Genomic DNA, 26,771 nt, shown 5'->3' with positions numbered 1-26,771 from the left:
ACAAGCGCTTAGCGACCGCGCAGCATGGTCAGCAGGGTGCGCGGCACCAGCGCCACCATCACAACATGCACGACGATGAAGGCGCACAACCCGCTCATCGCAAAAAAGTGCACGCGGCGCGCCGCTTCATAACCGCCCATCAGCTCGCGCAACATCGGAAATTGCACGGATTTCCACAGCACCAGCCCGGACAGCACCAAAGCCAGGCTGTCGACCATGACGAACAGGTAGGCCAGCCGCTGCACGCTGTTGTAGTGACCCGGCTCAGCGTGGAGCAGTTTGCCTTTCAGCGCTGCGCCCAGGTCGCGCAGCAACTGGCGCGGCGTGACCGGGAAAAACTGCCGCTGCAGACGGCCGGAGAACAGGTTGATCGACAAATACAGCATGCCGTTGGCGAACAGTAGCCACATCGCCGCGAAGTGCCACTGCAAGGCGCCGCCGAGCCAGCCGCCCAGCGTGATGGTGCTCGGAATATCGAAATCGAAAAAGCGCGTGGCGTTGTAGATACGCCAGCCGCTTGTCACCATCAGCACGACGGCGACGGCGTTGAACCAGTGCGTGACGCGCAGCCAGCCCGGATGAGTGATGCGCGGATCGCGGCCCATCACAGGCCCCCTGCCGTTGCGGCCAGGCATTGCGCCTCGTCGGCGCTCTGGAACGCAGCCCAAAACTGTCCTGCTGAAAGTGCCTGCTCGGGATCGCGGCATACGCTGGACATCAGCCCGGACTGGCGATCTGGATTTGCAGAACGCTTGCATGGATTGTTCATGGTTGTTTCCTTTTTTGCAAAATCGCAAGCAAATTATAGATACGACCGTATGAACCGTCTCTAGCTCTTATGGTTGATTACTTTTCGGTTTTCCAACAAGATTACAATCGCCAAGATCGGCTCGATACCAGCAACGGAACACGGAATACGGTAATCTTTGTCGCGGCGACGATGCTTTGGCAATGTCGCTTCGAGTCCGTCGATTTGTACTTGGAGTGCCTGCATAAGAGCCCAAGCAATTGCTTAGAAGCTGGCGGTTAGTAGGCCGGCGTTGCGCAAATGAAAAAATCAACTACTTGGTCGTGAGGCTCCCTATCCACGAAACGCCAGAACGATTCACCGTCTGAGGTGAGCTTCGGATGACGCAAAAAAAAGAGCCCTTCCGGGCTCTTTCGTTTTTCTGCAGGCCCCGTGGGGCCTAAGCGTTATCTTAAGCTTGCTTGCGGCGGCGCGACAAAACGGCAAAGGCGCAGAGGCCCGCGAACATGAGGGCCAAACTTTGCGGCTCGGGCACAGCGGAGACCAGGGAAATATTATCGATGGCGAAGTCATTGCCGTCGGCAACGCCGTTCAGGTCGATCAGCTTGAAGCGGATGTTGCCACTGAGGTTCAGCGTGGTGTTCAGGGTCTGCCACTGGCCGGTCGTGCTGTTCATCGCCAGTTGGCCCAGATCGATGACGGACGCGTCGTCAAGGTTCACGGCTATCGCATCCAGCACGGCTGGGTTACCGCTGTAGATGCCCGCAGCGGAGAAGCTGAAGGTGTAGCTGCCAGCAGCCAATCCAAGGAGCCTTTCGGACCAGAAGGCCGCGGTTGTATCAGCGCCGCCATTGGCGATCAGCATATTGCCGTCGCCGGTGAAGCTGGACCAGCTAGGGTGAAAGTTGTTCGGGTTGGTGCCCACGCCGTAGAAATTCGGCGACCACAGATCAGGGTTCGCACCGGTGGAGTGAGCAATGTCAGCGCCCAAGGTGTACTGAGAATCGAAGCCGCTGGCGCCGGCCGAGAAGTCACCGTTGGTGATCAGATTGATCGGATTAGCGTGGGCAGCAACACCCGCCAAAGCCAGGACACTGCAAGCAAGAATTTTGATCATAATTTTTATAGGGATTGACCGTTGATGCACCACCCACTGCGGCGCGCGCAGCGATTGTATCATGGCATCGTTCTACTGGCGGTTGCATACGCAACACCTTTTGTCGCAAGCGACGATGTATTGGTCGTATGCCTGTATTTCAGCCGCAGGAACTGATTCAAGCAAACCACCGGGCAAGCGCCTGCCCAAGTGATTGTTCATCAGGCTTGCTGTCGGAAGCCCAGGCAACAAATCCGTCAGGACGTATTAACACGGCACCCAGGCCCAATTGATCTTTCGCCGGGAACGAAACATACGCTACCTGCTTGTTGCATGTATTTGCTAAAGTTTTCAGCAAAACGTTCTTATCGAAATCAAGCAAGATCCCGCGGCCATCTTGCATTAGCTGGCCAACCGTCGTACCGTCTTCGAATTCAAAATTGGCAACGCTATAGCCGACTAAAGGATGGACGTCGCCTAGATCATAGTGCGTGGAAATACCCCAGACCCTTCCTGCCATATAGGTCGCGCCATCGCGCGTGTTCATTAGCTCGCGAAAAATGGCATGCAGAGCGCGCGCAGCGGGGCTTGGATTCATGATGGCGACCTGGGCGCGCGACCAGTCTAGAACCTGCGCCCCGATTGGGTGTCGTTCAGCATGATAACTATCCAGCAAACCTGCGGGCGCCGCTTTTTGAATGCTTGCGGCGAGCTTCCACCCCAGGTTCATGGCATCGCCTAGTCCCAGGTTGAGTCCTTGCCCTCCGAGTGGCGAATGAATGTGCGCAGCATCTCCCGCCAACAGTATTCGTCCATTGCGGTAGCTTGTGGCTTGCCGTGCGCGGTCAGTCCAGGTGCTTGCAATATGTAGGGTGCTAATAGTCACGTCGGTGTTTGAAATACGGCGCAATACCTCTTGCACGTGCTCCCGCGTGATCGGCTTGTCCGAGCTGTGAAACGCTCCGCCATCGAAATCCTGCATGATCAGGTAACCTGGCTGTGATTGGAGGTACATGCCGGCAGGCGTCACGTTTCGGCCTGGGCTGAGTTTCTCCGGATCGGCAATGTCCACCTTGGTCGAGTAACCGGTAAATTCTGGTTCTGTACCAGGGAACTCAAATCCACCCTCCTTGCGGACCACGCTGCGGCTTCCATCGCACCCCACGAGCCATTTGCTCTGAAAAGACTGCCCGCCCGACTGCACAGTTACTCCATCCGCGGTTTGATGAAAACCGGTGATCGCAAAGCCCCGCCTGATTTTTACTCCCAGGGTGTCGGCCCGGTGGGCCAGCACCGTTTCGAGCTCCTCCATTTCAGACACCAGGCTGGTATCGGTTGAACTTGGCAGACGATACTTCCACTGCGAAGTGTCGATATCGCCATCATGAAATGGAATTCCGGCGAAGTGCCCTACTTGACGATGCTGCCCTTTTGCAGCATGTGAGTGCGGGTTTTTAACCCGTTTAGGTACTTCAAGTTCATTGAGCAAGCCACGACGGTATAGCGCGTCAATCGTAGGCGCCGAGAGTCCGCGTATCCCAAAAGGGATCTGCTTTAATGGCGAGTGAGGATTCTCAGCCTTTTCCAATATCAGTACCGAGCATTTGGCCAGGGCCAGTTCACAAGCGAGGAATAGGCCTACCGGTCCTGCGCCGGAAATGATGGCATCGTGAATGGAATGATTTTGTGCGGGTTTCGTGGTTTCAAGCGGGGTGTTCAAGTAAGACTTTCAGATAGAGAATGATTAGAGCCGAAAGATACTTGAATGCTCCCGCATCAGGCTTGTATAAACGCGCCAAAATCCTTGCCGACCGCCCTTTTCTCTCTTTTTGATTTTCGCGCAAATGCCGCCGGCGTAGTACCGGTGTAGCGCTTGAATTCGCGGCTTAGATGGGATTGATCCGTGTAGCCCAGCTCATGCGCCAGATCGGCAAGACTGGAATCTGGATAAAGCCATAATTGGTTGCGCACCTGCTCAAAGCGCATCAGGCCTGACACATCCTTTACCGTATGGCCGGAAGATTGCTTGAATTTTCTTTCCAATGTGCGAACCGTCGCATGGGCCGCTTCCGCTACCTGGCTTACGGGCATGCTGCCGCGCGCATCCCGCATGGCGACGCCAGCTTTGAATAACATACTATCCATGGCAACCTGCGTCCGGGCATGCAGGAAATATTGTTCTACCTGAGCCAACGCTTCACCGACCTTACCTGCACGAATCCATTCACTCAACGTGGATTGAAGCTGAGCGACAGGATGTTCAGCTATGCGCACGCCATCTTTGCCGGATGGCAGCCCGAGCAAATCGAATATGGTCCAGGGAAAACACCTGACACCAATGATTTCAAGACAATTTTTTGTACTAAAAATAACAGGCTGATTAAGCAACCCCATTACAAACGGCGATGCCAACGGCTGCAAGCCGCTGCTGGAAGAAATGCTGCAGGCACTACCGAAATAAAAAATAATCTCGGCATAGCCATCGGGCATTACTTCAAAACTCGATCGCAGTTCTCCAAAGTCTCTCCGGTTGTACCAAAAACACTTGATGGTGTCTCGCAGCTCTTCAGGAGGTTCAAACTCCTGGTGCAGCATGTCTTGGTGCAGCATGATTTCCTTTAAAAATAATTAGATAAATGCAATTTCTTCAAAAAAAAACCGAAATGCCAATTCCAGTGTACCCGATGACTGTCTCAATCAGCACAACCCCTGCCCGTGCGGCATGATGATTGCGGCCCGGTCCGTTGCCAGGCCGCTGCCGGTGTAGAATGTGCGTCCAACCGGATTCGGCTGATAACAGGCTGATACAAAGCGAAAAAACAGCGAAAACTCACACTGTAGGGAGTATGGAGATGGCAATGCGAATGATGATGATCCTGTGCTTGAGCACCCTCATGATGCTTAGTCCGGGCAAAGCGGCGTCTGCCGAAGCTGCCGGCCACATTACCGGCGTTGGCGGCGTATTCTTCAAGGCAAAGGATCCAAAAGCGCTTGCAGCCTGGTATCGCGATGTGCTCGGCCTGCCGGTGCAGGCCTGGGGCGGCGCGATGCTGCGCTACGACGCGCCACAGCATCCTTCGATGCTGGTCTGGAATGCATTCCCTGCCTCAACGACCTACTTCGCACCATCGACCAGCGAGTTCATGATTAATTATGCAGTCGACGACATGGACGCATTCCTCTCGCGGCTGCGCGAGAAAAGTGTCGCCATCCTGAAGCAAAACGACGATACTACCGGCCGCTTCGCCTGGATTCTTGATCCGGAAGGCAACAAGATCGAGCTTTGGGAGCCGAAACGCACGACTACTCCCCCCTGACAGGCACGACCGCCAGCGGGCGATGCCGGGCTGTAGAGCCCTTCTCCAGTTTGCCGCCCTGCTTGCGAATACGCTCCACTGCCTTCTTCATCATTTTTTGGAATTGTTTCATGGAAATTAAGGTTAACTTTCTCGATAAGCTTCGTCTTGAGGCCAAATTCGATGATTTCACGGTGGTGGCTGACCAGCCTATCCGCTATAAGGGCGACGGCTCGGCACCTGGCCCGTTCGACTACTTTCTGGCCTCGTCGGCCCTGTGTGCCGCGTATTTCGTCAAGTTGTACTGCGACACCCGCAATATTCCTACCGAGAATATCCGCCTGTCGCAGAATAATATTGTTGATCCAGAAAACCGCTATCAGCAGATTTTCAAGATCCAGGTCGAGTTGCCGGCGGACATCTCCGCCAAAGACCGGCAAGGTATTTTGCGCTCCATCGACCGTTGTACGGTAAAAAAAGTGGTGCAAGCCGGCCCCGAGTTTGTGATTGAAGAAGTAGAGAATTTAGATGCAGATGCTCAGGCCTTGCTGACGTTGAAGCCGGCTTCTGAAGCGAACACTTATATTACGGGCAAGGATCTGCCGCTGGAGCAAACCATCGCCAATATGTCGGGCGTTTTGGCGGCCCTTGGCATAAAGATTGAAATCGCTTCGTGGCGCAATATTGTTCCCAATGTCTGGTCGCTGCACATCCGCGATGCGCACTCGCCGATGTGTTTTACCAATGGCAAGGGAGCGACCAAAGAAAGCGCGTTGGCGTCGGCGTTGGGAGAGTACATCGAGCGTCTCAATAACAACCATTTTTATGCCGGAACGTTTTGGGGCGAAGACATCGCCGATGCGGCATTTGTACATTACCCCAACGAGCGCTGGTTCAAACCCGGCCGGAAAGATGCGCTGCCGGCTGAAATTCTGGATGAGTACTGTCTGCAAATTTACAATCCCGACGGCGACTTGCGTGGCTCGCATCTGATCGACACGAACTCCGGCAATGTAAAGCGCGGTATCTGCTCGCTGCCGTATCTGCGGCAGTCAGACGGCGAGGTGGTGTATTTCCCGTCCAACCTGGTCGAAAACCTCTACGTCAGCAACGGCATGAGTGCCGGCAATACGCTGGCCGAAGCACAGGTGCAATGCTTGTCGGAAATTTTCGAACGGGCGGTCAAACGCGAAATTCTGGAAGGTGAAATCGCCTTACCTGATGTGCCGCAAGAAGTGCTGGCGAAATATCCTGGCATTCTGGCAGGCATACAAGGGCTGGAAGAACAAGGCTTTCCCATACTGGTGAAGGATGCGTCGCTGGGTGGCGTGTACCCAGTGATGTGCGTCACCTTGATGAATCCGCGGACAGGCGGTGTATTTGCTTCGTTCGGCGCGCACCCAAGCTTGGAAGTGGCGCTGGAACGTAGTCTGACGGAATTGCTGCAAGGCCGCAGTTTTGAAGGCCTGAACGATCTGCCCCAGCCCACCTTTGTCAGCAACGCCGTGACTGAGCCGAACAACTTCGTTGAACACTTCATTGATTCCAGCGGTATCGTGTCGTGGCGCTTTTTCAGTGCGAAAGCTGACTACAATTTTGTTGAGTGGGATTTTTCTGGCCAGGGTGAAAACTCTAATGCCGAGGAAGCCGCGACCTTGTTCGGTATTCTCGAAAACATGGGGAAAGAAGCATACATGGCGGTGTATGACCAGTTAGGCGCCACTGCCTGCCGGATTTTGGTGCCGGGTTATTCAGAAGTTTATCCGGTAGAAGACCTGATCTGGGATAACACCAACAAAGCGCTGTTGTTCCGCGCCGATGTCTTGAACTTGCATCGCCTGAACGATGCCAGCCTGGAAGCCTTGCTTGAGCGTTTAGATGACAACGAGCTTGATGACCACAGCGACATCGCGACATTGATCGGCATCGAATTTGACGAGAATACGGATTGGGGCCAGCTCACGGTTCTGGAGTTGAAGCTGCTGATTCATCTCGCCTTGCAGCAATTTGAAGATGCGCATGAACTGGTGGGAGCCTTCCTGCAATACAACGAAAACACCATGGAGCGCGGATTGTTTTATCAGGCCTTGAATGTGGTGCTGGAAGTGATGCTGGATGACGGCCTGGAACTGGACAATTACGTGGTCAATTTCCGCCGAATGTTTGGAAATCCTCGAATGGACGCGGTGCTGGGGTCAGTGGATGGCAGCGTGCGCTTCTTCGGCTTAACGCCAACAAGTATGAAACTGGAGGGGCTCGACAGGCACCACCGCCTGATCGACAGCTACAAAAAATTGCACGCTGCGCGTGCCAAGGCTGGGGCTGTATCCAGCTAGACTTACTACCTACGGCCGGATCTGCGTGATGACGTTATCCCCGGCACAAACACATGCGCGATACCAGCGTGAGCATTTGTGCCAGGGTACATCACGTAGTGGACTGCCGCGAGGCACGTCTCTTCTGGGCGCACTTATTTTCAACGCGGCCATGCGCCACTCCATACCTGGTAGAAAAGTTTTAGGGTAGCGGTTTTGCCGGTAAACTGATCAGCACAGCGATTTTTTCGGGCGCCATGCCGCCTTGTCATGCCTGAGCCTTGAGCCTGCTACGATGCGCTGCCTGCTTCGCGCGATTGCCACACGCAGCCATGCTGCACCATTTCCTGGCCCGCCTCTTTGTATGATCGGCAAACATCAGTGTGCAGTTGTGTCCCTCGCAGGCTTTTACATAACTGAAGTCTTCCTCGCAGATCAATTTTGCAAGGGCTTCGGCTATTGGCAACAGCAATGATTCAGGCGAGCGCCAGCGCCTTGTCGTCTGTAGTTCCATTCCCGATCCACCGTCATTTTGCTGAAACACCAGCTGGCTGAACGCCTCATCCCTTTCGAGCAAGGTATTCAAGGGCTTTAGCGCTTCCAGCGCATCGCTTGTGAGTGGCTGCCCCATGTGGCCGCGAACAAAGCTTCGAAACCATTCCCGCAAACCCCTGGCCTGATCGGCCACCCGGTCAAGTTCGCCCGGCATCGTGCGCTCCTTCACGGCCGCCAAAATGTCTGGCGACACCAGCTTGGCCTGGGCCAGCCAGCTGAGCAAGCCATCTCCGTCGCCGATCCAGTCAATCGCATCATCCACAGGCGTCGCTATTGAATTAAGAAAATCCAGCCCGGAGGCATCGGCAATGAACATTGCGGGCGGGTGACGGTGATCGACCATAAAACTTCCTTTCTCAGAAGCAAGCGCTGAACGAAATATAAGTAACCAGTAAAAATAGTATTGACAAGTTACATCTGAATATATAACCTATAAATCACATCATAACAGGTTATTCATCACATTTCAAAGGAGAACAGAATGGCAGAGAGTAATCTTAGCGTCGTCCTCGTGCACGGTGCCTGGGCAGATGGGTCAAGCTGGGCCCGTGTCATTACGGGTTTGGCGGGAAAGGGCGTAAAAGCGCATGCCGCCCCACTGCCGCTGACGTCATTCCCGGATGATGTCGTCGCCCTTCATAGAACGTTGAGCCGTACATCAGGGCCAGCGGTGCTGGTTGGCCATGCTTACGCGGGGGCGGTCATCGCAGAAGCTCGCTCGGATAAGGTCAAGGCGCTTGTTTATATCGCGGCCCTTGCGCCGGACGAGGGGGAAAAAGTTGCGGATGTGTTTTACCGTAACCCACCGCATTCGCAGGCGCCGGCACTCGCTCCTGACGAGAACGGCTTGATCTGGCTTCCGCAGGATGCGTTTGGCGCCGCTTTCGCACAGCATGCATCGAAAGAGGATCTGGCGGTGCTGGCTGCGGTGCAGCGGCCAATTTCACCGGCTTGCATCACGGTCCCGGTTGCCCGCCCCCTATGGAGAGAGGTGCCTTCCTGGTTCCTCATTGCGGAGGATGACCGGATGATTGTGCCTGAGACGCAGCAGTTCATGGCAGAACGGATGAACGCGCGCGTACAGACGCGTCCTGTCGATCACACACCAAGCGTCACAGCTCCCGGTGTCGTAGTGGACATCATCATGGAAGCGATTCGCGGCATTTCCTAAACCTCTCGGGTGTTTTGGCACCCACCATCAATCTAACCAGATGGAAACATATCTCCAGGTTACTTCACTGAGCGAGATAACCCTCTTATATCCAATAAACAGGTTATTAATTTATTTTAAGGAGAAACAACATGACTGCAATTAAATATCAAACCGTGAATGTAGATGGCTTCAATATTTTCTACCGCGAGGCTGGCACCGCCGGTGCGCCGAAGCTATTGCTACTCCACGGATTTCCGAGCTCCGGCCACATGTTCCGCGATTTGATTCCTGAGCTGGCGGATCGCTTTCACATCATCGCACCCGACCTGCCCGGCTTTGGCAAATCGGACATGCCGGCACATGACCAATTCGCCTATACTTTTGACAATCTGGCCAACGTCATTGAACGCTTTACCGAAGTGGTTGGTTTCAATCGTTACGCAGTTTACGTATTTGACTATGGCGCACCTGTCGGCTTCAGGCTGGCCGTACGGAATCCGGAAAGGATTGCCGCCATCATTTCGCAGAACGGTAATGCCTACGAAGAAGGGCTTAGCGACGGCTGGAATCCCATCCGCGCCTACTGGCAGGATGCGTCCCAGGCGAACCGCGATGCACTGCGCGCCTTCCTTGCCCCTGAAACTACCAATTGGCAATACACGCACGGTGTGAACGATGCCAGTGCCGTCTCGCCCGACGGCATTGCTCTTGACAACTTTTACCTGCAGCGCCCTGGCGCGGCTGAAGTCCAGCTTGATCTGTTCGGCGACTATAAATCCAATATCGCGCTGTATCCGGCCTTCCAGAACTATTTCCGCACCCACAAACCACCTTTCCTGGCGGTGTGGGGGGAAAATGATCCGTTCTTCCTGCCGCCGGGTGCAGAGGCTTTCAAGCGTGACATCCCCAATGCGCAAGTGCATTTCTTCGATACCGGCCATTTCGCCCTGGAGACGCACGCCGAAGAGATCGGTCACGTGATCGGGAGCTTCCTGGCCGGCAAACCGTAAAACAGCGATGCGAGTAGCCATCGCCACAAATTCAACGGGCCAGCCCCCTCGCCCATCAACAAAAATGTAGGAGAAATAGAATGTCGAAACCAGTCGCAATTGTCACCGGCGCTAGCTCGGGAATAGGAAAAGCTACCGCACTTCGCCTGGCCCGTGACTTTGGAGTAGTCGTTCTCGTCGCGCGCGGCGGCGAGAAGCTGGCAGAGGTTGGAGAACAGGTGAAAGCGATCGGCGCCGAAGCGCTGGTCCTTGAACTTGACCTGATGGAAGCCTCTGCAGCCGAAACGGTCGTGAAAGAAACAACGAAGCGCTTCGGCCGCATCGATGCCCTGGTGAACATCGCTGGCGCGGTACCTGGGTTGGACGTATTCCAGATGAGCGATGAACAGTGGAACGCAGGTATGGAACTCAAATTCCAAGGGGCCCGCAGGCTCGCGGTTCACGCCTGGGGCGCACTGAAAGCGTCGGGGGGTGCACTTGTTTTTACATCCGGCAATGCCGCTGTCATCCCCAAGGCCGGTGCTGCTGCGGTAGGCGCGATCAACGCCGCAGTGGAGGCTTTGTCCAAGGCATTTGCGGAACGCGGCATAGAAGATGGCGTACAAGTCAACAGCATCTCGCCGGGAGCAACCATGACCGGCCGCCGTCAGGCCATGCTTGAAAAAGCAGCCACGTCCAAAAACATCGGCGTTGAAGAGGTCAAACTGCAATTTCTCAAGCAGGCAGGCATCAGCCGTTTCGGCGAGGCCGGGGAAATTGCCGACCTGATCGCCTTTGTTGTCTCACCTGCCGCACACTGGATGACAGGGACAGTATTGCGCATGGACGGCGGCGAGGTTAAATCAACCTGATGAAGTTCATCTGGCTCCAGACATGACCCGGAGTGCCGAAAGCCAGAAAGCCTGCTATTAAATAGCAGGCTTTTTTGCGCGTATTCCCTGTGTCGCAACAGCGTGTCCTTTTTGCATGCGACATTTGCCCTCACGGCCTGGTAAAAACCCGGAACAACAACAAATTGTTGCTACGTCGCCGCGAAATCATCGCTGTTTTGTTACCGCTTGTAAATGTTGAAACGGCTTTGACGCTCCTTAGAAAGACCTTTTATTTGTAATTCAGGTCTGCCTTGGGCCGATAGATACCGTTGGGAAGTCGCAAATTCTGTTGCACGTGTTCAGTTACCTGATCCTTTTGCATGCATGTGGAGGGCTTATGAGGGAAAAATGTTGTTTTACTACGGCAAAAGATCACGGTGGCTTTGTTACTATTTGTAAGTATTGAAACCTTATTCTTCGTTTTTAGCTCCCTACAGAGGCATTATCCCGTTCTTTTTGCACGAATAAACTTATCGCTAGGCAAGCTACGAACGCCATTTTTAGGGGGCTTCCTCTAATTATTAGTATTGTTTTTAAGCACGCTTTTTCGCGGCACTAATTGTAAAGATTTTCGGATAAAAATCGTGCAATAACCAGCATGCCCACCATAGCACCAGCGCACCAATTTTTTCGCAGAACTTCCGCTGCAATATATTCATGGCGACCAAGGGAGCCAGAAACGGCAGGCGAAATACTGATCGCCGCCACGCTTCATTTTATTGTGCAGATTGCTTTTTCAAATCCGGGCATACGGTTTTTACGGACATAAACGACGCATTTGAACCCGCTATTCCACCCCCGCTCTATCGCCTCTTTTTTTCGTTCACCACCCATTATTTTTTTGTATGACCGCGCATGCAGCATTTCTCGTCGTCAGCAGCTTTTTCTCTCTTTTCCCAGGCGTTTTTGCCCTGCTTTGTCCGCGGATAACCGCAATTGACAGCTATGGCACCACAAGATAAGTTACCAATAAAATTGCCTTATGGAAATTTTTATCGACCTCGCGCCGATAAAACGTCGTTTTCTGGGTGCAATTGAAGCCGGCTCATTAAAGCGGCTGTTACTTGTTCGGTAAATATGATGGATATCATATTTGAAACGCCAGTATTGCGGCGGGAAGCAAGAACCGGGAAGAGTTTTGGCCGTGTATAAGCGGTCGGTTTTAGACGAAGGACGTACTAGTGACGAACCAAAAACAAAGGGGTGCACCATGAACAAAGTGCCATATCAGTATAGAAAACAGTTACACAATCTTTCAAAAAAGGGATTGCCTCTCGCGCTGACGCTGCTGCTGGCGGCCTGCGGGGGAAGCAATGAAGCTTCTGATCCAAACGCAACACCCAGGGCCCTCAAATCCCTGGCTGCCGGCGCAAATGTGGAAGTGGTGCTGACGCCTGTCAGCGCCAGCGCAACCTCCTCAGAACGCGGCGACCTGTCTGCCGCCGCAGCCATCGACCACGACGAAGGCACACGCTGGGGCAGCGGATTTTCCGACGACCAGTCGCTGACATTGGACTTCGGTACATCCCAGACCATCAACCGCGTGCATATCGACTGGGAAAACGCACACGCCACTCAGTATCTGCTGCAGGTTTCCGACGACAACCAGCATTGGACCACGATCAAATCCGTGGACAATAGCCAGGGCGGCTCCGAGGACATAGGCGGACTCTCAGGCCAAGGCCGCTACCTGCGCATGCAGGGTGTTAAACGTTCCACGCAATACGGCTATTCCATTTTTGAAATCCAGGCTTTCTCCGGCACGCCGGTGGTGACCCAGCCTACCCCGCCTGACAACGGAGGCGGTTCCACAACGCCACAACAGCCTGTCGATACCAGCAAGCCTGGCGTGTCCATCACACCGGTCGCAGCGACAGCGTCGGCATTGGAAAACCCGGGTCTGTCAGCCGCCATGGCAATCGACGGCAAGCTGACTACCCGCTGGTCCAGCTCCTTCGAAGACGGCGCCTGGATACAGTTCGATTTCGGCGCCAAGACCCAGGTCGGCTACATGAAGCTGCAATGGGAAAACTCCTACGGCAAGCAATACACGCTGCTTGTGTCGGATGACGGCCAGAAGTGGACGCAAGTACGGAACGTGACCAACGGCCAGGGCGGCACTGAGGAGTTCTTCAACCTCGGCGTCAACGCCCGCTACATCCGCCTGCAAGGCGTGGCCCGCGCAACACAATACGGCTACTCGCTGTTTGAAGTCAACTTCAAGAGCCCAGGCAGCGACAACTCGCTGGCAAACTCGACCACGTCCGAGCTGAAATTCCCGACCAGCGGCGCCGGCCTGGCCCCATTGCCTACTACCGTCGATCCGCTGGAAACACTGCAATTCTCGCTGCCGGACGGCACGCTGGTCACCCGCTTCGGCGCACGTGGCCTGGCCCGCCATGGCCGCGAGCGTGGCGAGGAATGGAATGAAATCGGCTACGGCCCTAACGAAACTGTCGATCCTGTCACTGGCTTGCCGGTGGATAAAGGCCCAGGCAATTATCTGACCTTCGTACCTCAGTACTTCCAGAACCGCACCTGGGGTGTAGAGGTGATTGATAACAGCCATGTGGCCGGCGTAACCAAGCCGACGCTGACTGTAAACCAGTACACCACCGTTGATTTCCTGAAAGGCGGCATTGCCTTCTTCCGCGCGATCGACCGGCCGGGTGTCACAGGCTACGGCTGGATGTCTCCCGGCCAGCTCGTGGATGACAACGTCCCTATCTGCAATCCGGTAGCCTTCCCTGTCAACGGCAAGCTGACCAATGCCAACGGCATCAACAACGGCTGCACCATCATTGTCAAAGAATATCCTGGCATGAATGCGCTGGATGCCAACGGCTTCCCGAACGGCGGCAATATCCCGGCCCGTCCACTGGTCAGCGGCGACGTCATCGAAGTATCGCCATCCATGTTCACCACGACGACCTCGATGGCCGCCAAGGGTGACAACGGCGGCATCCGCTACTACTCATCCGAATGGGTATACGTAGTGGGAACGGGTCTGCGGCCATGGTACGGCGTACAGCCGCGCCTGAACTCGGTACCGTTGCCAGCGGAAACTCTGTCGGGCGGTTTGGGTTCAGTGTCCTATAACTACTCGGACAATGCACTGTTCATGTTCCAGCAGCCACATAACAACGTCGGCATGCAGGACGTACAGCGCTTCGTTGAGGGACGCCGTCTGGTGCATACCAACTTCACAACCGGCAACCACAACGAGCCTGGCAATGACCGCTACAACCCGGCTGTCGGACTGCAAGGCCAGCGTTTCAACCAGTCTGCCTGTATCGCCTGCCACGTCAACAACGGCCGTAGCGTAGCTCCAACGGCATTGGGCCAGCGGCTTGACAGTATGTCCGTCCGGGTTGCCATGTTTGGCGCGACCGGACAACAGTTGCCGCATCCGCAATACGGCACCGCCGTCCAGATGAACGCGGTATCGTCAACCGGGACAGCCCAAAACTGGGGCAACGGCGTGAACGTAGGCGGATTCGAAACCAGCACGGTCAAGCTTGCAGACGGCACGTCCGTTGAATTGCGCAAGCCGACACTGGCATTCGAAGGTCCTGTGCCGGATGCTTTCTCGCTGCGTGCAGCCCAGCCTATGATAGGTACAGGCTTGCTCGAAGCGATACCGGAAGCGGATATCCTCTCACGTGTCCGTTCGACACCGGACCAGGACGGCATCAAAGGCCAGGCCAACTATGTCTTCGATCCGGAAACCGGCGCAGTCCGCATGGGCCGCTTTGGCTGGAAGGCATCCAAGGCATCGCTGCGTCAACAGGTAGCTTCCGCACTGCTGCTGGACATGGCTGTCACCTCGCCTGTTTATCCTAGCCTGTCCTGCAGCACTAATCCTGCCGGCTGCGCTTCTGCCGGAGCACAGAAGGGTATCTCGGAGTCCGATCTGCAATCGATCTCCAACTACCTGTCACTGGTGGCAGTGCCGGCCCAGCGTAGCATCCCTAGCGGCTTCCCTAAAGGTGTAGCTCCATTGGATGAACTCCGTGTCGATCCTGCACTGGTAAGCGCCGGCGCCAAAGTCTTCCAGGGCATGCGTTGCGCATCCTGCCATACGGCGGAAATGAAGACTGGCCCTGGCCACCTGTTCGCCGAACTGCGTAACCAGACCATCCATCCGTACAGCGACTTGCTGCTGCATGACATGGGTACAGGTCTTGCCGACAAGTTTGCCGAAGGCCAGGCCAAAGGCAGCATGTGGCGTACATCACCATTGTGGGGTATCGGCTACAGCGCCAAAGTCATGGGTGACAGCACCAAAGTCGGTTACCTGCACGATGGCCGTGCCCGTAACCTGACTGAAGCCATCCTGTGGCACGGCGGCGAAGCAGATGCAGCACGCCAACGCTTCCAGGCACTGTCCACAACGGACCGCAATGCACTGCTGGCCTTTATGCAGTCGCTGTAATGAGTCAAGAGCCCAAAAGAAATTGAGGGCTTGAAATTCAGGCTTGATGTACCGGCCGCCGCGCAGCCCTGCTGCTCGGCGGTTTTTTACGTCCCCGGCTGAGATGTCGCGGCAATTCGCGCTAAGCAGTTCTTCCTTTGCATACCGGCATGAACTTTTCCCCTTCATGCGAGTAGAACTACCCGTCATGGCACTAACTTTAGTACAAGATTTCAATGTGCGATAATTCCCCAAAAAAAATGCCCATTTGAAACTTATTGCAAAATATTCTATACTTTCTATACTTTCCACGGCAAATCTTAAATAGCGTTCTGGACAGGCCTGCCTGAGTGCCAGCAAATAGAAACGCGTTCAACAAAGGATCACAGGGCAAGTGCATTACGTGAAATGTTGATGGACGTATCTCATACAACATCGCACCACATTCTCTTCATTCTACTTACTAGCTTTCAATATTTTCAACCAAAAAACTAGAAAGATCCCGCAGATGTTTCAGCCAACCTACTCCAGCGCAAATGGTTATATTTCCGAGAATTTTTTCACCTTGGAGTTCGACGAAGCGCTCGACGCCGCGAATCCGCCTTTAATAAATGCGTTTGACGTACAAGTCGGCGGCGTCGGCGTCACCGTAACCGGCGTGACAGTGAACAGCGTCTCGCATTCGGTCATCCTGAGCCTCAGCGGCCCGGCCTTCACCGCTGGCGATATTGTCGAGTTCTCCTACAGGGATCCCACCGGCGGCAACGACGTCAATGCTATCCAGGGAACCGATGGAGCCGACGCCGCCACCTTCAGCTCCAGCACAATCGTGTTCGGGGTACGGCCCGGCCCGTCCGCGCCGCCGACACCGTCATTATCGAGCGGCAGCGATAGCGGCACCCTGGGCGACCGCATCACCAACGACGCCACGCCGACCTTGAACGGCACCGCGGGCGCTAACGCCACCGTCAAGCTGTACGACACTGATGGCACCACCTTGCTGAGCAGCACCACCGCCGACGGTTCCGGCAACTGGAGCATCACCAGTTCCTCGCTGAGCGATGGTAGCCACACGCTCAAGGTGACCCAGACCGATAGCGGCAGCAATACCTCGCCACTGAGCAGCGGGCTGGTACTGACCATCGACACTACAGTCGCCGCCCCAACCGCGCTGGCCCTGGCCTCCGGCAGCGATAGCGGTACTCTCGGCGACGGCATCACCAACGTCGGCACGCCAACGGTGACTGGTCATTCCGAGGCCAATGCGTTAGTGCGCCTGTACGACACAGACGGTACGACCCAGATCGGCAGTGCCACTGCAGACAGCTCCGGGAACTGGAGCATTACCAGTTCCTCATTAAGTACCGGCAGCCATACGCTGACCGCTCAGCAGACCGATGTGGCAGGCAACATCTCAGCCGCTTCCAGCGGCTATACCTTTACGCTGGACACGATCGGGCCGGTCGGCATGGCGTTGAGCACGGCATTGGTAAACATGTCCAGCGCCACCAGTGGCTCCACGGTGGCCACACTGTCGGCCCATGACGACACCGCCATCCAGTACGACTTTGCCCCCGGCAACGGCACCATTGATGCCGACAACGGCAAGTTCACCGTATCCGGTAACAATCTGGTGGCGGCGCAGAACTTGACCGCCGGCACCTACCACATCTACATGCAGGCTACCGACGCAGCCGGCAACGAGTCCTTCCAGCTCTTCAGCATCGACGTGGTCGATGCACCCAGCGTCGCCTCCATCGGGCGCGTCTCCAGTTCAACGGTGCCTACTGCCACTACGTCGATCGACTACATGGTTACCTTTAGCCAGTCAGTAACCGGCGTAGATATCAACGATTTCACACTTACCGCCAGCGGTAACGCTGCCGGCACCATTGCCTCCGTCTCAGGTAGTGGCGACACCTACACCGTCACCGTTAACGGCATCGGCGGCGACGGCACATTGCGGCTGGACCTGAAAAACAGCGGCACCGGCATCCAGAACGGTTTGTCCATAGGCATCATCGACGGCTTCAGCGCGGGCCAGAACTACAAACTGGATCACACCGCACCGGCATCGCCATCTGCTCCTACGATGACCGTAGGCACCGACACCGGCGGCTCCAACACCGACGCCATCACCCAAAACACTGCGCCCATATTTACCGGCACCGGAGAAGCCAACGCCGCAGTCATGCTGTACGACACCGACGGTACGACACTACTGGGAAGCACCACCGCCAACAACTCGGGCAACTGGAGTATTACCAGCAGTGCGCTGAGTACAGGGACCCATACGCTGACCGTCAAGCTTAGCGACCTTGCCGGTAACGTATCCACCGCCAGCACCGGACGTACAGTCATCATCGATACGAGTGCTGCGGCACCCCCTACGCCAACCGTGGCAGCCTCCAGCGACGGCGGCGTGCTCGGCGACGGCATCACCAATGTCGCCACGCCGACCATTACCGGTACCGCGGAGGCCAACGCCAGCATCACGCTTTACGATACAGATGGCACCACGGTTCTGGGTACGGCGACCGCCGATGGCGCCGGTGTATGGAGCATAGTATCCAGTACACTAACAGGCCCCGGCAGCCATACGCTGACCGTCAAGCAAACCGACCTTGCCGGCAATGTCTCTGCTGCCAGCGGCGGCCTAGTGTTGACGATCGACACTACTGTGCCTGCAGCACCGAGCGTGCCAGTGCTGGCCACCGCCAGCGACAGCGGTACGCCGGGCGACCATATCACCAATGTGGCTGCACCAGTCGTCACCGGTACCGCCGAGGCCAACGCCACCGTCAAACTGTATGACACGGACGGCACTACGGTGCTTGGCACCGCCACTGCTGATGGCTCTGGCAACTGGAGCATTACCAGTTCCTCCCTATCGCTCGGCAACCATACGCTGACGGCCAAACAAAGCGACCTTGCCGGCAATGTCTCTGTGGCCGGCGCCTCGCTCGTGCTGACGATCGAAGCGCCGCCGGCTCCGCCAGCAACCATCATCGATGGCGTCTCCGTCACTGAACATCCTGTTGCGCTGCCGGGCGGCGGCATCGGCACCCAAATGGACATCCCTATCGTCACCGCTAACCGCACAGACACTACCGGCAATGCCGGCGTAGCCGATATTCCGCTGGTCACCACGGGCGCCACCAACCTGCTTACGGCCCAGGTGGCTCCAGGTTACGGCCTGACGGCAACGGGCGGGCCAAGCCAGCCAGCCGGCAGCTCGACCGAACATCTGATCCAGGCGATCCTCGCTGCAACCCTGGACCACCCCACCGCTGACCAGACACACCTGACCGGCAACGGGGTAGCATTCCTGAACCAGCTCGCCTCCACGGTACCGCTGATAGTGGAAACCATTACCCCGCTCAGCACACCCACAGCCCCCACCGGAGCATTGACACTGACCGGCACCAGCACATCGACCCAGCATACTGCACTGGTCATTGATGCCAGCCATCTCCCTAACGGCAGCCAGCTGGTACTGAACTCGGTGGATTTTGCTGCCATCGTCGGCGCAGTCACCGTTACCGGCAATACCAACGGTCAAATCCTGACCGGCGACGCTGCTAGCCAACAGTTCATCGTGACGTCCACTACCGCCAGCTCGGTATTTGCGGGCGGTGGCAACGATACGCTGCAATTTCTTTCGCCAACGACGCAAGCCGGCAGCACAGTGACCAGCACGTTGTTGCATGGGGGGGGAAGGCAATGATATTGCTACTTTCAACGGCACCTTGTCGGATTACACTCTGAATGTGCATGATGGCTATATCGTCATCAGCGCCAATGCCCATCCGCAGCAGCAAGCCACGCTTATTAATATCGAAAGTTTGAAATTTTCCGACACGACTGTCTCAGTGGACAATCGCACCGCGCTCACCTCGCTTTCCGGCCTTTACCAGGATGTGTTGGGCCGCCAGGCAGACTGGCTGGGGTTTGCCTACTGGGGCAACCAGCAGAAAAATGGCGTGAGCCTCGGGCAAATCGCAATCGACATCATGCAATCCCAGGAGTCACAGGCATTACATGCAATAGTCTTCAACGGCAATGCCGCCCATGACATCGATTTGCTGTATCAGGGCATTTTTAATCGCGCAAGTGATTCAGCGGGACTCGCCTATTGGGTCAACCAGATGCAGCATGGAATGACGTTGGAAAGGGTAGCGACCAACTTTGTTCTTGCGCCGGAAATGACGGGACATAACATCTCAGCCCAAAATTGGGACTTCCTTGCTTGAAGAAAGATAGTGGATTGATTAGCTGTAGCCGCCCCACAGGGACTGCGAGGCGTTCCCTGTGCAAGAAGCTGCGTCAACCGAGTATCGGGCGATACCCGGTCTACATCGTCTTCGTTTAATTTGCCAGAATTGCCGGCAAGCTTGTTGCCACCGCAATCAGGAGAGCCAGTTCGGTTCCTGAAAAAATATTCTGTTCGAATGCCTCGGAATCAATAATGCCCAGCACCCGCCCATCCTTGGCAAGCAAGGGCAGGCAAGCTTCTGCCTGCACCTTGGGATCACAGGTGTAATATTCTCCGCCTGCAGCCACATAGGATTCAACATTGTTGATGATGCGGCCTTTCCCGCTCAATCCAACCGTACTGTTGTTGCTGATTGCAGCAAATTCAGGCGTCAGCGGAAATTCGGCCCGGGAAGCGGCGCCGAAATAGGCAAGCTTGACCAGTACAGATTCACCCCGGGGATTGATGCGACTCTGGTAGACGCCGAACCATTGGCTGCCGCTATGCTGGCGGTAAAATTGGACGACAGCGCCCACCTGCTGCAGCAAGCGGAGGTTGGCCGGCGTTTTTCCACACAGGGTGGCTTCCAGGTCATAAAACTCAGATGCCAGCTGGTCAAACAGCGAGCAAGAGCCGCCCTCGCCTAACTCCGGCACCTGGTATTGCCACTGCGGCGCGATATCGGTGATTTCAATGGCAGAATGGAGTTGCTGCTGAAAATCCGCAACCTGCTCCGCAAAATCAGTTGGCAATTCGGCTTGGTTAATGCTGCTATTGGCAAGATAAAACGCGAGGGACATGATAAAAAATTCCGGCAATTGAAAACCGGCTTAGTCTATCAGAAAACCGGAATCGGACCAGCCGTGCCGGCAATGGCCGCAATATCGGCGGCCATACTTTGGTGAGCCGTTCATGACGAATCGCCCTCCTTCGCACCCTGGGAAAGCCGAAACTGCAAAGGCAGCTCCAGCTTTCGCTACCCTGCTTTTACGCCATGTGTTCACTACCGTGTTTTAACATCCGATTCATGAAGCCGATGATGCCACAGTGGATGGGCAGGGATCGGCAAATAAAACGGCAACGTCACCTGCACGCCGCTCAACAACGGCACGCTGATTAATGGTGCCCTTGTCCGTCAGTTCATAAGCATGCATCGCCGGAGGCTCGGCCAGCAGCACCAGACGCTCAATACGCATGGAAGCCGCCTTGTTTCCGGCATTAAACGTCCCCAGCCTCTTGCCGAGTTCGGCGAGCAATAACGGATGGCCCTGCAACTGCTCAATGGACATCTCTGCCAACTCTGGAACAAGCCGGCCACAGGCAACAGGGTCGGACCATACCAGTGCGCCAACCCTGTCGCCGCCGTCGTGGGTCAGCACCGCTTCTTTTATCAAGGGGCTGCAAGCCTCTATCAAGCGTGTACGCAAGGCCGCCGTACGGACCCAGGTGCCATTGGCCAGCTTGAAATCCTCGGCAAACCGGCCGGCAAATCGCAACCCTGCAAGCGGACGCTCGGGGTCGACAAAACGCACCGCGTCGCCGAGTAAATAATAACCTTCATCGTCAAAGGCATTTCCTGTCTGTTCCGACGCATTCAGATACTGTCTGAAAATATTCGGTCCCCGAATACGCATCTCGTAACGTCCCGGCAAGGTCTGGTCTTCGATCAGCTTTAGCTCGACACCGGATACCGGCAGGCCTATACAGCCCACGTCGTCAACACCCCAGTATTGCGTGACAGCAGGGCCGGAACTTTCCGTCGCACCAAACACCGAAGTCAGCACGATGCGCTCCCCTGTTGTGTTGACCGCCAGTTCCTGAAAGCGGTCATAGATACTGCGAGCCAATACCGCGCCGCCATAGTAAACATACTTGAGGCGGGAGAAGAAATGGCGTGCAAACTCGGGATCACGCTCAAGCGCCGCGACGAGCATGGTCAGGCCGATAGGCACGTTGAAATATAGCGAGGGCGCAACCTCGCGCAAATTGGCGAGCGTCGCATCAAAGCGGCCGGGAATCGGGCGACCGTCATCAATGTACAGCGTGGCGCCAAAACGCAACACGCGGTTCAGCACGATATTGCCGCCCATGACGTGATGCCATGGCAGCCATTCAAGGTATACCGGCACATCTACCGGATCACGCTCGAAAACGCGCGCGGTCATTTCCTGCGCCGCGGCTATCATGGCGCGTGTCTGTACTACCGCTTTGGGAATACCCGTGGACCCAGACGTAAACATGTACTTTGCCGGTAAGCCGCTGCCGAGTGCGGCATGCCGCGTCGCCAGATCGGCGGCCGGCCTGGCCGACAGCCATTGCGAAAACGGCACAATGCCCAGCCCCGCCCCATCAACAGCGACGGTATGCTGCGGCGGACTGTCCAGCGCTGCCAGGGCGCCTGCAAAGCGCTTTGCATCCTGAACAAAAACAATGTAAGGCGCAACCAGCGCAACCGTAGCGCGCAGGCGGGCATAATCGCCGCCCAGCAACGCATACGCCGGCGACACCGGAGCAACCGGCACGCCGGCATGCAATGCCCCCCAGGTCAGCAATGCTTGTTCTGTCGAATTTTCAGACAGAATGGCGACAGGGCGTTCGCTAGAGGCGCCACACTCTATCAGCGATGTGGCGATTGACCGTACAGCAGCCCATACCTCGGCAACCGTCAGTCCTTGCCATTGGCCGGCGGCGTCGCGCTGCATCAGCATCGGGCTGTCCGGCCTGATTTTGCTCCAGTGTTCCAGCCAATCGGTCGTACACGCAGGATGGTCAGGCAATTCTGCGCCGGACTGAAGGAGGATGACGCCATCCGCGCGCCGTTCGACGTTCGCGGTGGGGGTCCTGAATCCGACTTCCCTGAACGGGTGTTCGGCAACAGATGAATAGGTAGAAGAAGACATGTCTCGTATACTCTTTCTTATGATCTAAAGGCCGGCAAGGCAATAAGCCGCGCGCCGGCCAGCGGTTAATCACACTGCCAGCACCTCACACAGCCTCCAGAATTGTGGCGATGCCCTGCCCCCCGCCTATGCACTGGGTCGCCAGCGCAAATTGCCCGCCTTCCCTGCGCAACAGCGATGCCGCCTTGCCGACCAGCCGGGCGCCTGTTGCGCCTAGCGGATGGCCAATCGCCAGGCCGCCGCCATCCAGGTTCAGGCGTGCGTCGTTAAGGCCTAGTTCGCGGATGCATGCAATGGCCTGGCTGGCAAAGGCCTCGTTAATCTCAATCACATCCAGATCCGCCGCCGACAATCCTGCACGCGCCAACGCCTTGCGCGTAGCAGCTATTGGCCCGACACCCATCAGACGCGGAGGGCATGCCGCCACAGCTGCGGTCTTCAGTTTTGCCAGTGGCCGCAGGCCGTTGTTGCGAGCGAATTCCTCGCTACAGATCAGGACGGCAGATGCGCCATCCGTAAGCGGCGACGATGTTCCTGCAGTGACGCTGCCGTCGTCCGCAAACACTGGTTTCAAGCCAGCCAGAGCGGCGGCATTCGTACCGGGCCGAATACAGCCATCCTGATCCAGCATACCATCTGCTGTCTGGATCGGTACTATTTCATCCTTGAAATTTCCCCGCTCCCGCGCGGCAGCCGCCTTGGCATGAGAGCTTACCGCAAGCGCATCCTGTGCTTCGCGGCTAACGCCATATTCCCGTGCCACATTTTCTGCCGTCATTCCCATGGAGGTATAGGCATCCTTGAAATCGCGCTCCAGAACCGGATTATTGGAACGGTTAAAGCCGCCCTGAGGAACCCGTGTCATCGATTCAATGCCGCCGCAAATGAATGCGTCGCCTAACCCAAGCGCAATCTGGCCCGCTGCGTAGTGGATTGCCGACATCGACGAACCGCAAAAACGGTTGATTGTCATACCCGGAATCACGTCGCCGAAGCCTGCAATGAAACCTGCCAAGCGTGCAATATTTTGCCCCTGTTCGGCCTCCGGATAAGAGCAGCCCACGACAATGTCTTCGATCTGGGCTGGCTGCAAGCCGGTGCGCTTCAACAGTCCTGCCAGCACCGCGCCCAGCAAGTCGTCCGGTCTGACCCCGATCAGCCCCCCTTTCCTGGCGAAATGAAACGGCGAACGGGCAAATTCTGCGATGACTACCTGATTCATGCTGTACTCCTTCAAATTTATATAAGTGGCGTGCAATCCGCCGGCATTCAAATATTCAGGCCTGTTATGGGTTAAGAGGGTTGAGAGGCCGCTTTGGAACACTGCTCAAACCGAACATCCGCATAATCAGTTCACCATGCTGGTTTTTGAGTTCCAGGCGCGCCTTGACAGTGCCTCGTTTAGGCTTATCCGGTATCAGCAAAATCTCGACCAGCTCGCGCTCAGCGGTCAACACATCACCGGGGCGCACGGGCGCAAACCAGCGCAGCTCATCAACGCCTATCCCTATTACCGGGATTTCACCAAACAAGCGCGCTTGCACACTCAGTTTCATCGTTAGCGACGCAAGGTGCCATCCGCTGGCAATCAATCCGCCAAACGGGCTGCTACGTGCCTTATCGGCATCGATATGAAAGGGCTGCGGGTCGAACTTGCGGCCGAAGTCGATAATATCTTCCGCTGTGACGGTAACGGGTGGGCTGGTCCAACGCTCACCGATAACGAGGTCTTCCAGATAGCGTTTCATGGATCATGCCTCTTTTGGGGCGGCACCGGAATCGGCTACCGCAGGTGCAGCCGCGAAGGTTTTTCCGGCCGCAGCCAGTTGCACCAGCAAGGGATGCGGTTGCCATTGCCCACCTTGATAAGCGTTCTGGAATTGACGTATGGAGGTTAGTACCTTATCCAGCCCCAGTTCGTTGGCATAAAACATCGGGCCGCCGCGCGTGGCGGGAAAACCGTAGCCCGTGGTGTACACGACATCGATGTCGGAGGCACGTTGTGCGATTTTTTCAGACAGGATAGCAGCCCCTTCATTGACGAGGGCAAATACGAGGCGCTCGACAATTTCCTGGTCCACAATCTGCCGCTGCGGTAAATTATGCTGCCGCCTGTAAGCAAGCAGGATCTCGTCGACTTCCGTATCCGGTTGCGGAGTACGCTTGCCTGCTTCATAGCGGTACCAGCCTTTACCCACTTTCTGCCCGAGCCGGCCAGCTTCACAGATGCGGTCCGCAATGCGTGAATACACCATGTCCGGCTGCTCTACATAACGCCTTTTGCGGATGGACCAGCCGATATCCAGTCCGCTCAGGTCGCCGACAGCAAAAGGCCCCATCGCCATGCCCCACTGTTGCATGGCCGCATCGATCTGTTGCGGCGTGCAGCCTTCATCGAGCAGAAACAGCGATTGTTGCAAATATTTTTGCAGCATGCGGTTGCCAATAAAGCCGTCACATACACCGGACGACACCGGGGTCTTGCCGATCCGGCGCGCAAGCTGCATCACGGTCAGCAGCACATCGTCAGCCGTCTGTCTACAATCGACCACCTCCAGCAAGCGCATCACATGCGCTGGCGAGAAAAAGTGCATACCGATTACATCCTGTGGCCTGCTGGTGACATCGGCGATTGCATTGATATCCAGCATCGACGTGTTGGTTGCCAGAATCGCACCCGGCTTCGTGATACGGTCGAGATCACGGAATATAGATTGCTTCAGGTCCAGATTTTCAAACACGGCTTCCACAACGATATCTGCAGACGCCGCGGCGTCAAGCGTCGTCGCAGGGCTAATCAGCTTGAGCGCCGTGTCAAGGGTTTCGAGCGTCATGCGTCCCTTGGCCAGTCTGGCCTCGTAGACCTTTGCAATTGCTTTGCGGCCCCGCTCCAGCGCCTCCGGATTGACGTCTATCAATGTGACGGGCATGCCTGCGTCTGCAAAACAGATGGCGATCCCGGTTCCCATGGTGCCCGAACCGATCACTGCTACTCGTTCCATATTGCGAAGCTTGGGAGTGCTGGTCAGGTGCGCCACCTTTACAGCCTCGCGCTCTGCAAAAAAAACGTGGCGCAATGCCTTGGATTCGGGTGAGCCGAGCAGTCCCAGGAAGCATTTACGCTCGAATGCCAGTGCCTTATCAAAAGACTGCTCTATTGCCGCAACGCAGCAATCGACGATCTGCAATTTTGCAGGGCTTCCCTGGCCGGGACGGCTGAGCTTGCTACGCAGCTGCTCAAAGTGGCCAGGCTCCAGGTTTTCGACACGGGGAGCGAGCTCACGGGTACGGCGAAGCGCTTCCGGCTTTCCAATCAGTTGCAGGGCAAATGTGACAGCCGCAGTTGTCACATCGCCATCTACGACGGTGTCCACCAGACCAAACTTCCCTGCCTGTTCTGCGCTGATAGAACTTCCATTAAGCATCATTTCGGCAGCGCTTTCTATCGGCGCCAGACGTGTCAGGCGCTGGGTTCCGCCGGCGCCTGGCAGAAAACCGAACTTCACCTCCGGCAAGCCAAGTTTCGCACCGGACGCGGCAACGCGGTAATGCAGCGCCATGGCCAGCTCCAGCCCTGCGCCAAATGCAAAGCCGGAAATGGCAGCAACGAGTACTTTGCCGATCTTGTCACAGCCCTCAATCAATTCAGGCATCGTGGGAGAAGTCGCCTGAGCAGGCGTGTTGAACTCACGCACATCGGCACCGCCGCAAAAGATGCCTCCGGCGCCAACGATGACGATCGCCTGGATATCGTCATTCCCGGCAGCATCAAGCAATTGTGCGCCGAGCCTGATGCGCTGGGCGCCAGACAAACTGTTGACCGGTGGGTTATCAAGTTTAAGGATAGCCACGCCATCCCTCACCTCGTAATCTCTTTGCTTCCGCATATCGTCTCCTGTGGATTTTCTGTCTAAGCCGGGCACCGCCGTGCGCAAATACCGCCGACTGATGTCGATGCGATCGAGTGTGACACTGTCAAGTTTCAAAGTCAATAGCGTGTTTTTAAATTTTCTTGGCGCCAGGAAAATCATCGCTTTCCGTTTTTGCACTGCATCATTATTTCTTTCGGAGATGATCGTTAATAGCTTTTCCTGGCGTAATTACAGCGTATTGTCCCTCGCTAAAAAAAACATTTGTCACCGCCGATTCTTGCTGCT

At 56.0% G+C, this 26,771-nt stretch carries 20 protein-coding genes; 8 read left to right on the top strand and 12 right to left on the bottom strand.

Annotated elements, in window-relative coordinates:
* Positions 1-8 precede the first annotated feature (8 nt).
* From ACO0LO_RS24375 to ACO0LO_RS24355, 5 genes are all read right to left on the bottom strand, one after another.
* A complete protein-coding gene (locus ACO0LO_RS24375) occupies positions 9-635 on the bottom strand; it encodes a cytochrome b/b6 domain-containing protein (RefSeq protein WP_422968295.1) in 627 nt (208 codons plus the stop codon).
* Positions 605-769, bottom strand: coding sequence for a hypothetical protein (locus ACO0LO_RS24370; protein WP_422968293.1), 165 nt, complete (start codon positions 767-769; stop codon positions 605-607). The genes ACO0LO_RS24375 and ACO0LO_RS24370 overlap by 31 nt, the downstream gene beginning before the upstream one ends.
* A gap of 430 nt (positions 770-1,199) precedes the next feature.
* A complete protein-coding gene (locus tag ACO0LO_RS24365) occupies positions 1,200-1,928 on the bottom strand; it encodes a PEP-CTERM sorting domain-containing protein (RefSeq protein WP_422968291.1) in 729 nt (242 codons plus the stop codon).
* Positions 1,929-2,022: 94 nt separating this feature from the next.
* On the bottom strand, positions 2,023-3,564 hold the full coding sequence (locus ACO0LO_RS24360; RefSeq protein WP_422968289.1) for an FAD-dependent monooxygenase: 1,542 nt from the start codon (positions 3,562-3,564) through the stop codon (positions 2,023-2,025).
* A gap of 56 nt (positions 3,565-3,620) precedes the next feature.
* Complete coding sequence (locus tag ACO0LO_RS24355; RefSeq protein ID WP_422968288.1) at positions 3,621-4,454, bottom strand: helix-turn-helix domain-containing protein; 834 nt, start codon at positions 4,452-4,454, stop codon at positions 3,621-3,623.
* Between the two features lie 254 nt (positions 4,455-4,708).
* On the opposite strand from ACO0LO_RS24355, the gene ACO0LO_RS24350 reads away from it, so the two are divergent.
* The gene (locus ACO0LO_RS24350; protein ID WP_422968286.1) at positions 4,709-5,161 is read left to right on the top strand and encodes a VOC family protein; all 453 of its coding nucleotides are present in this window, start codon (positions 4,709-4,711) and stop codon (positions 5,159-5,161) included.
* On the opposite strand, the gene ACO0LO_RS24345 is transcribed toward ACO0LO_RS24350, so the two are convergent.
* On the bottom strand, positions 5,148-5,273 hold the full coding sequence (locus tag ACO0LO_RS24345; RefSeq protein WP_422968284.1) for a hypothetical protein: 126 nt from the start codon (positions 5,271-5,273) through the stop codon (positions 5,148-5,150). The two genes, ACO0LO_RS24350 and ACO0LO_RS24345, sit on opposite strands and share 14 nt — an antisense overlap.
* On the opposite strand from ACO0LO_RS24345, the gene ACO0LO_RS24340 reads away from it, so the two are divergent.
* Complete coding sequence (locus tag ACO0LO_RS24340) at positions 5,272-7,476, top strand: OsmC domain/YcaO domain-containing protein (RefSeq protein WP_422968282.1); 2,205 nt, start codon at positions 5,272-5,274, stop codon at positions 7,474-7,476. The genes ACO0LO_RS24345 and ACO0LO_RS24340 overlap by 2 nt on opposite strands.
* Before the next feature lie 247 nt (positions 7,477-7,723).
* On the opposite strand, the gene ACO0LO_RS24335 is transcribed toward ACO0LO_RS24340, so the two are convergent.
* The gene (locus ACO0LO_RS24335) at positions 7,724-8,326 is read right to left on the bottom strand and encodes a CGNR zinc finger domain-containing protein (RefSeq protein ID WP_422968280.1); all 603 of its coding nucleotides are present in this window, start codon (positions 8,324-8,326) and stop codon (positions 7,724-7,726) included.
* Positions 8,327-8,491: 165 nt separating this feature from the next.
* On the opposite strand from ACO0LO_RS24335, the gene ACO0LO_RS24330 reads away from it, so the two are divergent.
* From ACO0LO_RS24330 to ACO0LO_RS24305, 6 genes are all read left to right on the top strand, one after another.
* The gene (locus ACO0LO_RS24330; RefSeq protein WP_422968278.1) at positions 8,492-9,181 is read left to right on the top strand and encodes an alpha/beta fold hydrolase; all 690 of its coding nucleotides are present in this window, start codon (positions 8,492-8,494) and stop codon (positions 9,179-9,181) included.
* Between the two features lie 131 nt (positions 9,182-9,312).
* Positions 9,313-10,173, top strand: a complete 861-nt coding sequence (locus ACO0LO_RS24325; protein WP_422968276.1) for an alpha/beta fold hydrolase — start codon at positions 9,313-9,315, stop codon at positions 10,171-10,173.
* Positions 10,174-10,253: 80 nt separating this feature from the next.
* Positions 10,254-11,024 carry an SDR family oxidoreductase gene (locus ACO0LO_RS24320; protein ID WP_422968275.1) on the top strand — a complete coding sequence of 257 codons (771 nt, stop codon included), beginning with the start codon at positions 10,254-10,256 and terminating at the stop codon, positions 11,022-11,024.
* Positions 11,025-12,255: 1,231 nt separating this feature from the next.
* On the top strand, positions 12,256-15,480 hold the full coding sequence (locus tag ACO0LO_RS24315) for a di-heme oxidoredictase family protein (protein WP_422968273.1): 3,225 nt from the start codon (positions 12,256-12,258) through the stop codon (positions 15,478-15,480).
* Between the two features lie 487 nt (positions 15,481-15,967).
* Positions 15,968-19,186: an Ig-like domain-containing protein gene (locus tag ACO0LO_RS24310; RefSeq protein WP_422968271.1), complete on the top strand. Its 3,219-nt coding sequence runs from the start codon at positions 15,968-15,970 to the stop codon at positions 19,184-19,186.
* Positions 19,167-19,712 carry a DUF4214 domain-containing protein gene (locus tag ACO0LO_RS24305; protein WP_422968269.1) on the top strand — a complete coding sequence of 182 codons (546 nt, stop codon included), beginning with the start codon at positions 19,167-19,169 and terminating at the stop codon, positions 19,710-19,712. The genes ACO0LO_RS24310 and ACO0LO_RS24305 overlap by 20 nt, the downstream gene beginning before the upstream one ends.
* A gap of 115 nt (positions 19,713-19,827) precedes the next feature.
* Here ACO0LO_RS24305 and ACO0LO_RS24300 read toward each other — a convergent pair whose 3' ends face one another.
* The 5 genes from ACO0LO_RS24300 to ACO0LO_RS24280 form a co-directional block, all read right to left on the bottom strand.
* Positions 19,828-20,514 (bottom strand): GAF domain-containing protein, encoded by a 687-nt coding sequence (locus ACO0LO_RS24300; protein ID WP_422968267.1) that lies wholly within the window; start codon positions 20,512-20,514, stop codon positions 19,828-19,830.
* Between the two features lie 225 nt (positions 20,515-20,739).
* Complete coding sequence (locus tag ACO0LO_RS24295; protein ID WP_422968265.1) at positions 20,740-22,614, bottom strand: AMP-binding protein; 1,875 nt, start codon at positions 22,612-22,614, stop codon at positions 20,740-20,742.
* Positions 22,615-22,699: 85 nt separating this feature from the next.
* A complete protein-coding gene (locus ACO0LO_RS24290) occupies positions 22,700-23,836 on the bottom strand; it encodes a thiolase family protein (RefSeq protein ID WP_422968263.1) in 1,137 nt (378 codons plus the stop codon).
* Positions 23,837-23,900: 64 nt separating this feature from the next.
* On the bottom strand, positions 23,901-24,362 hold the full coding sequence (locus tag ACO0LO_RS24285) for a MaoC family dehydratase (protein WP_422968261.1): 462 nt from the start codon (positions 24,360-24,362) through the stop codon (positions 23,901-23,903).
* A 3-nt stretch (positions 24,363-24,365) separates the two neighbouring features.
* Complete coding sequence (locus ACO0LO_RS24280; protein ID WP_422968259.1) at positions 24,366-26,501, bottom strand: 3-hydroxyacyl-CoA dehydrogenase NAD-binding domain-containing protein; 2,136 nt, start codon at positions 26,499-26,501, stop codon at positions 24,366-24,368.
* Positions 26,502-26,771: the final 270 nt, after the last annotated feature.

It is taken from the genome of Undibacterium sp. TJN25 (assembly GCF_049339885.1).
Lineage (GTDB): Bacteria > Pseudomonadota > Gammaproteobacteria > Burkholderiales > Burkholderiaceae_D > Undibacterium.
This window is presented reverse-complemented; position numbering and strand designations above follow the sequence as displayed.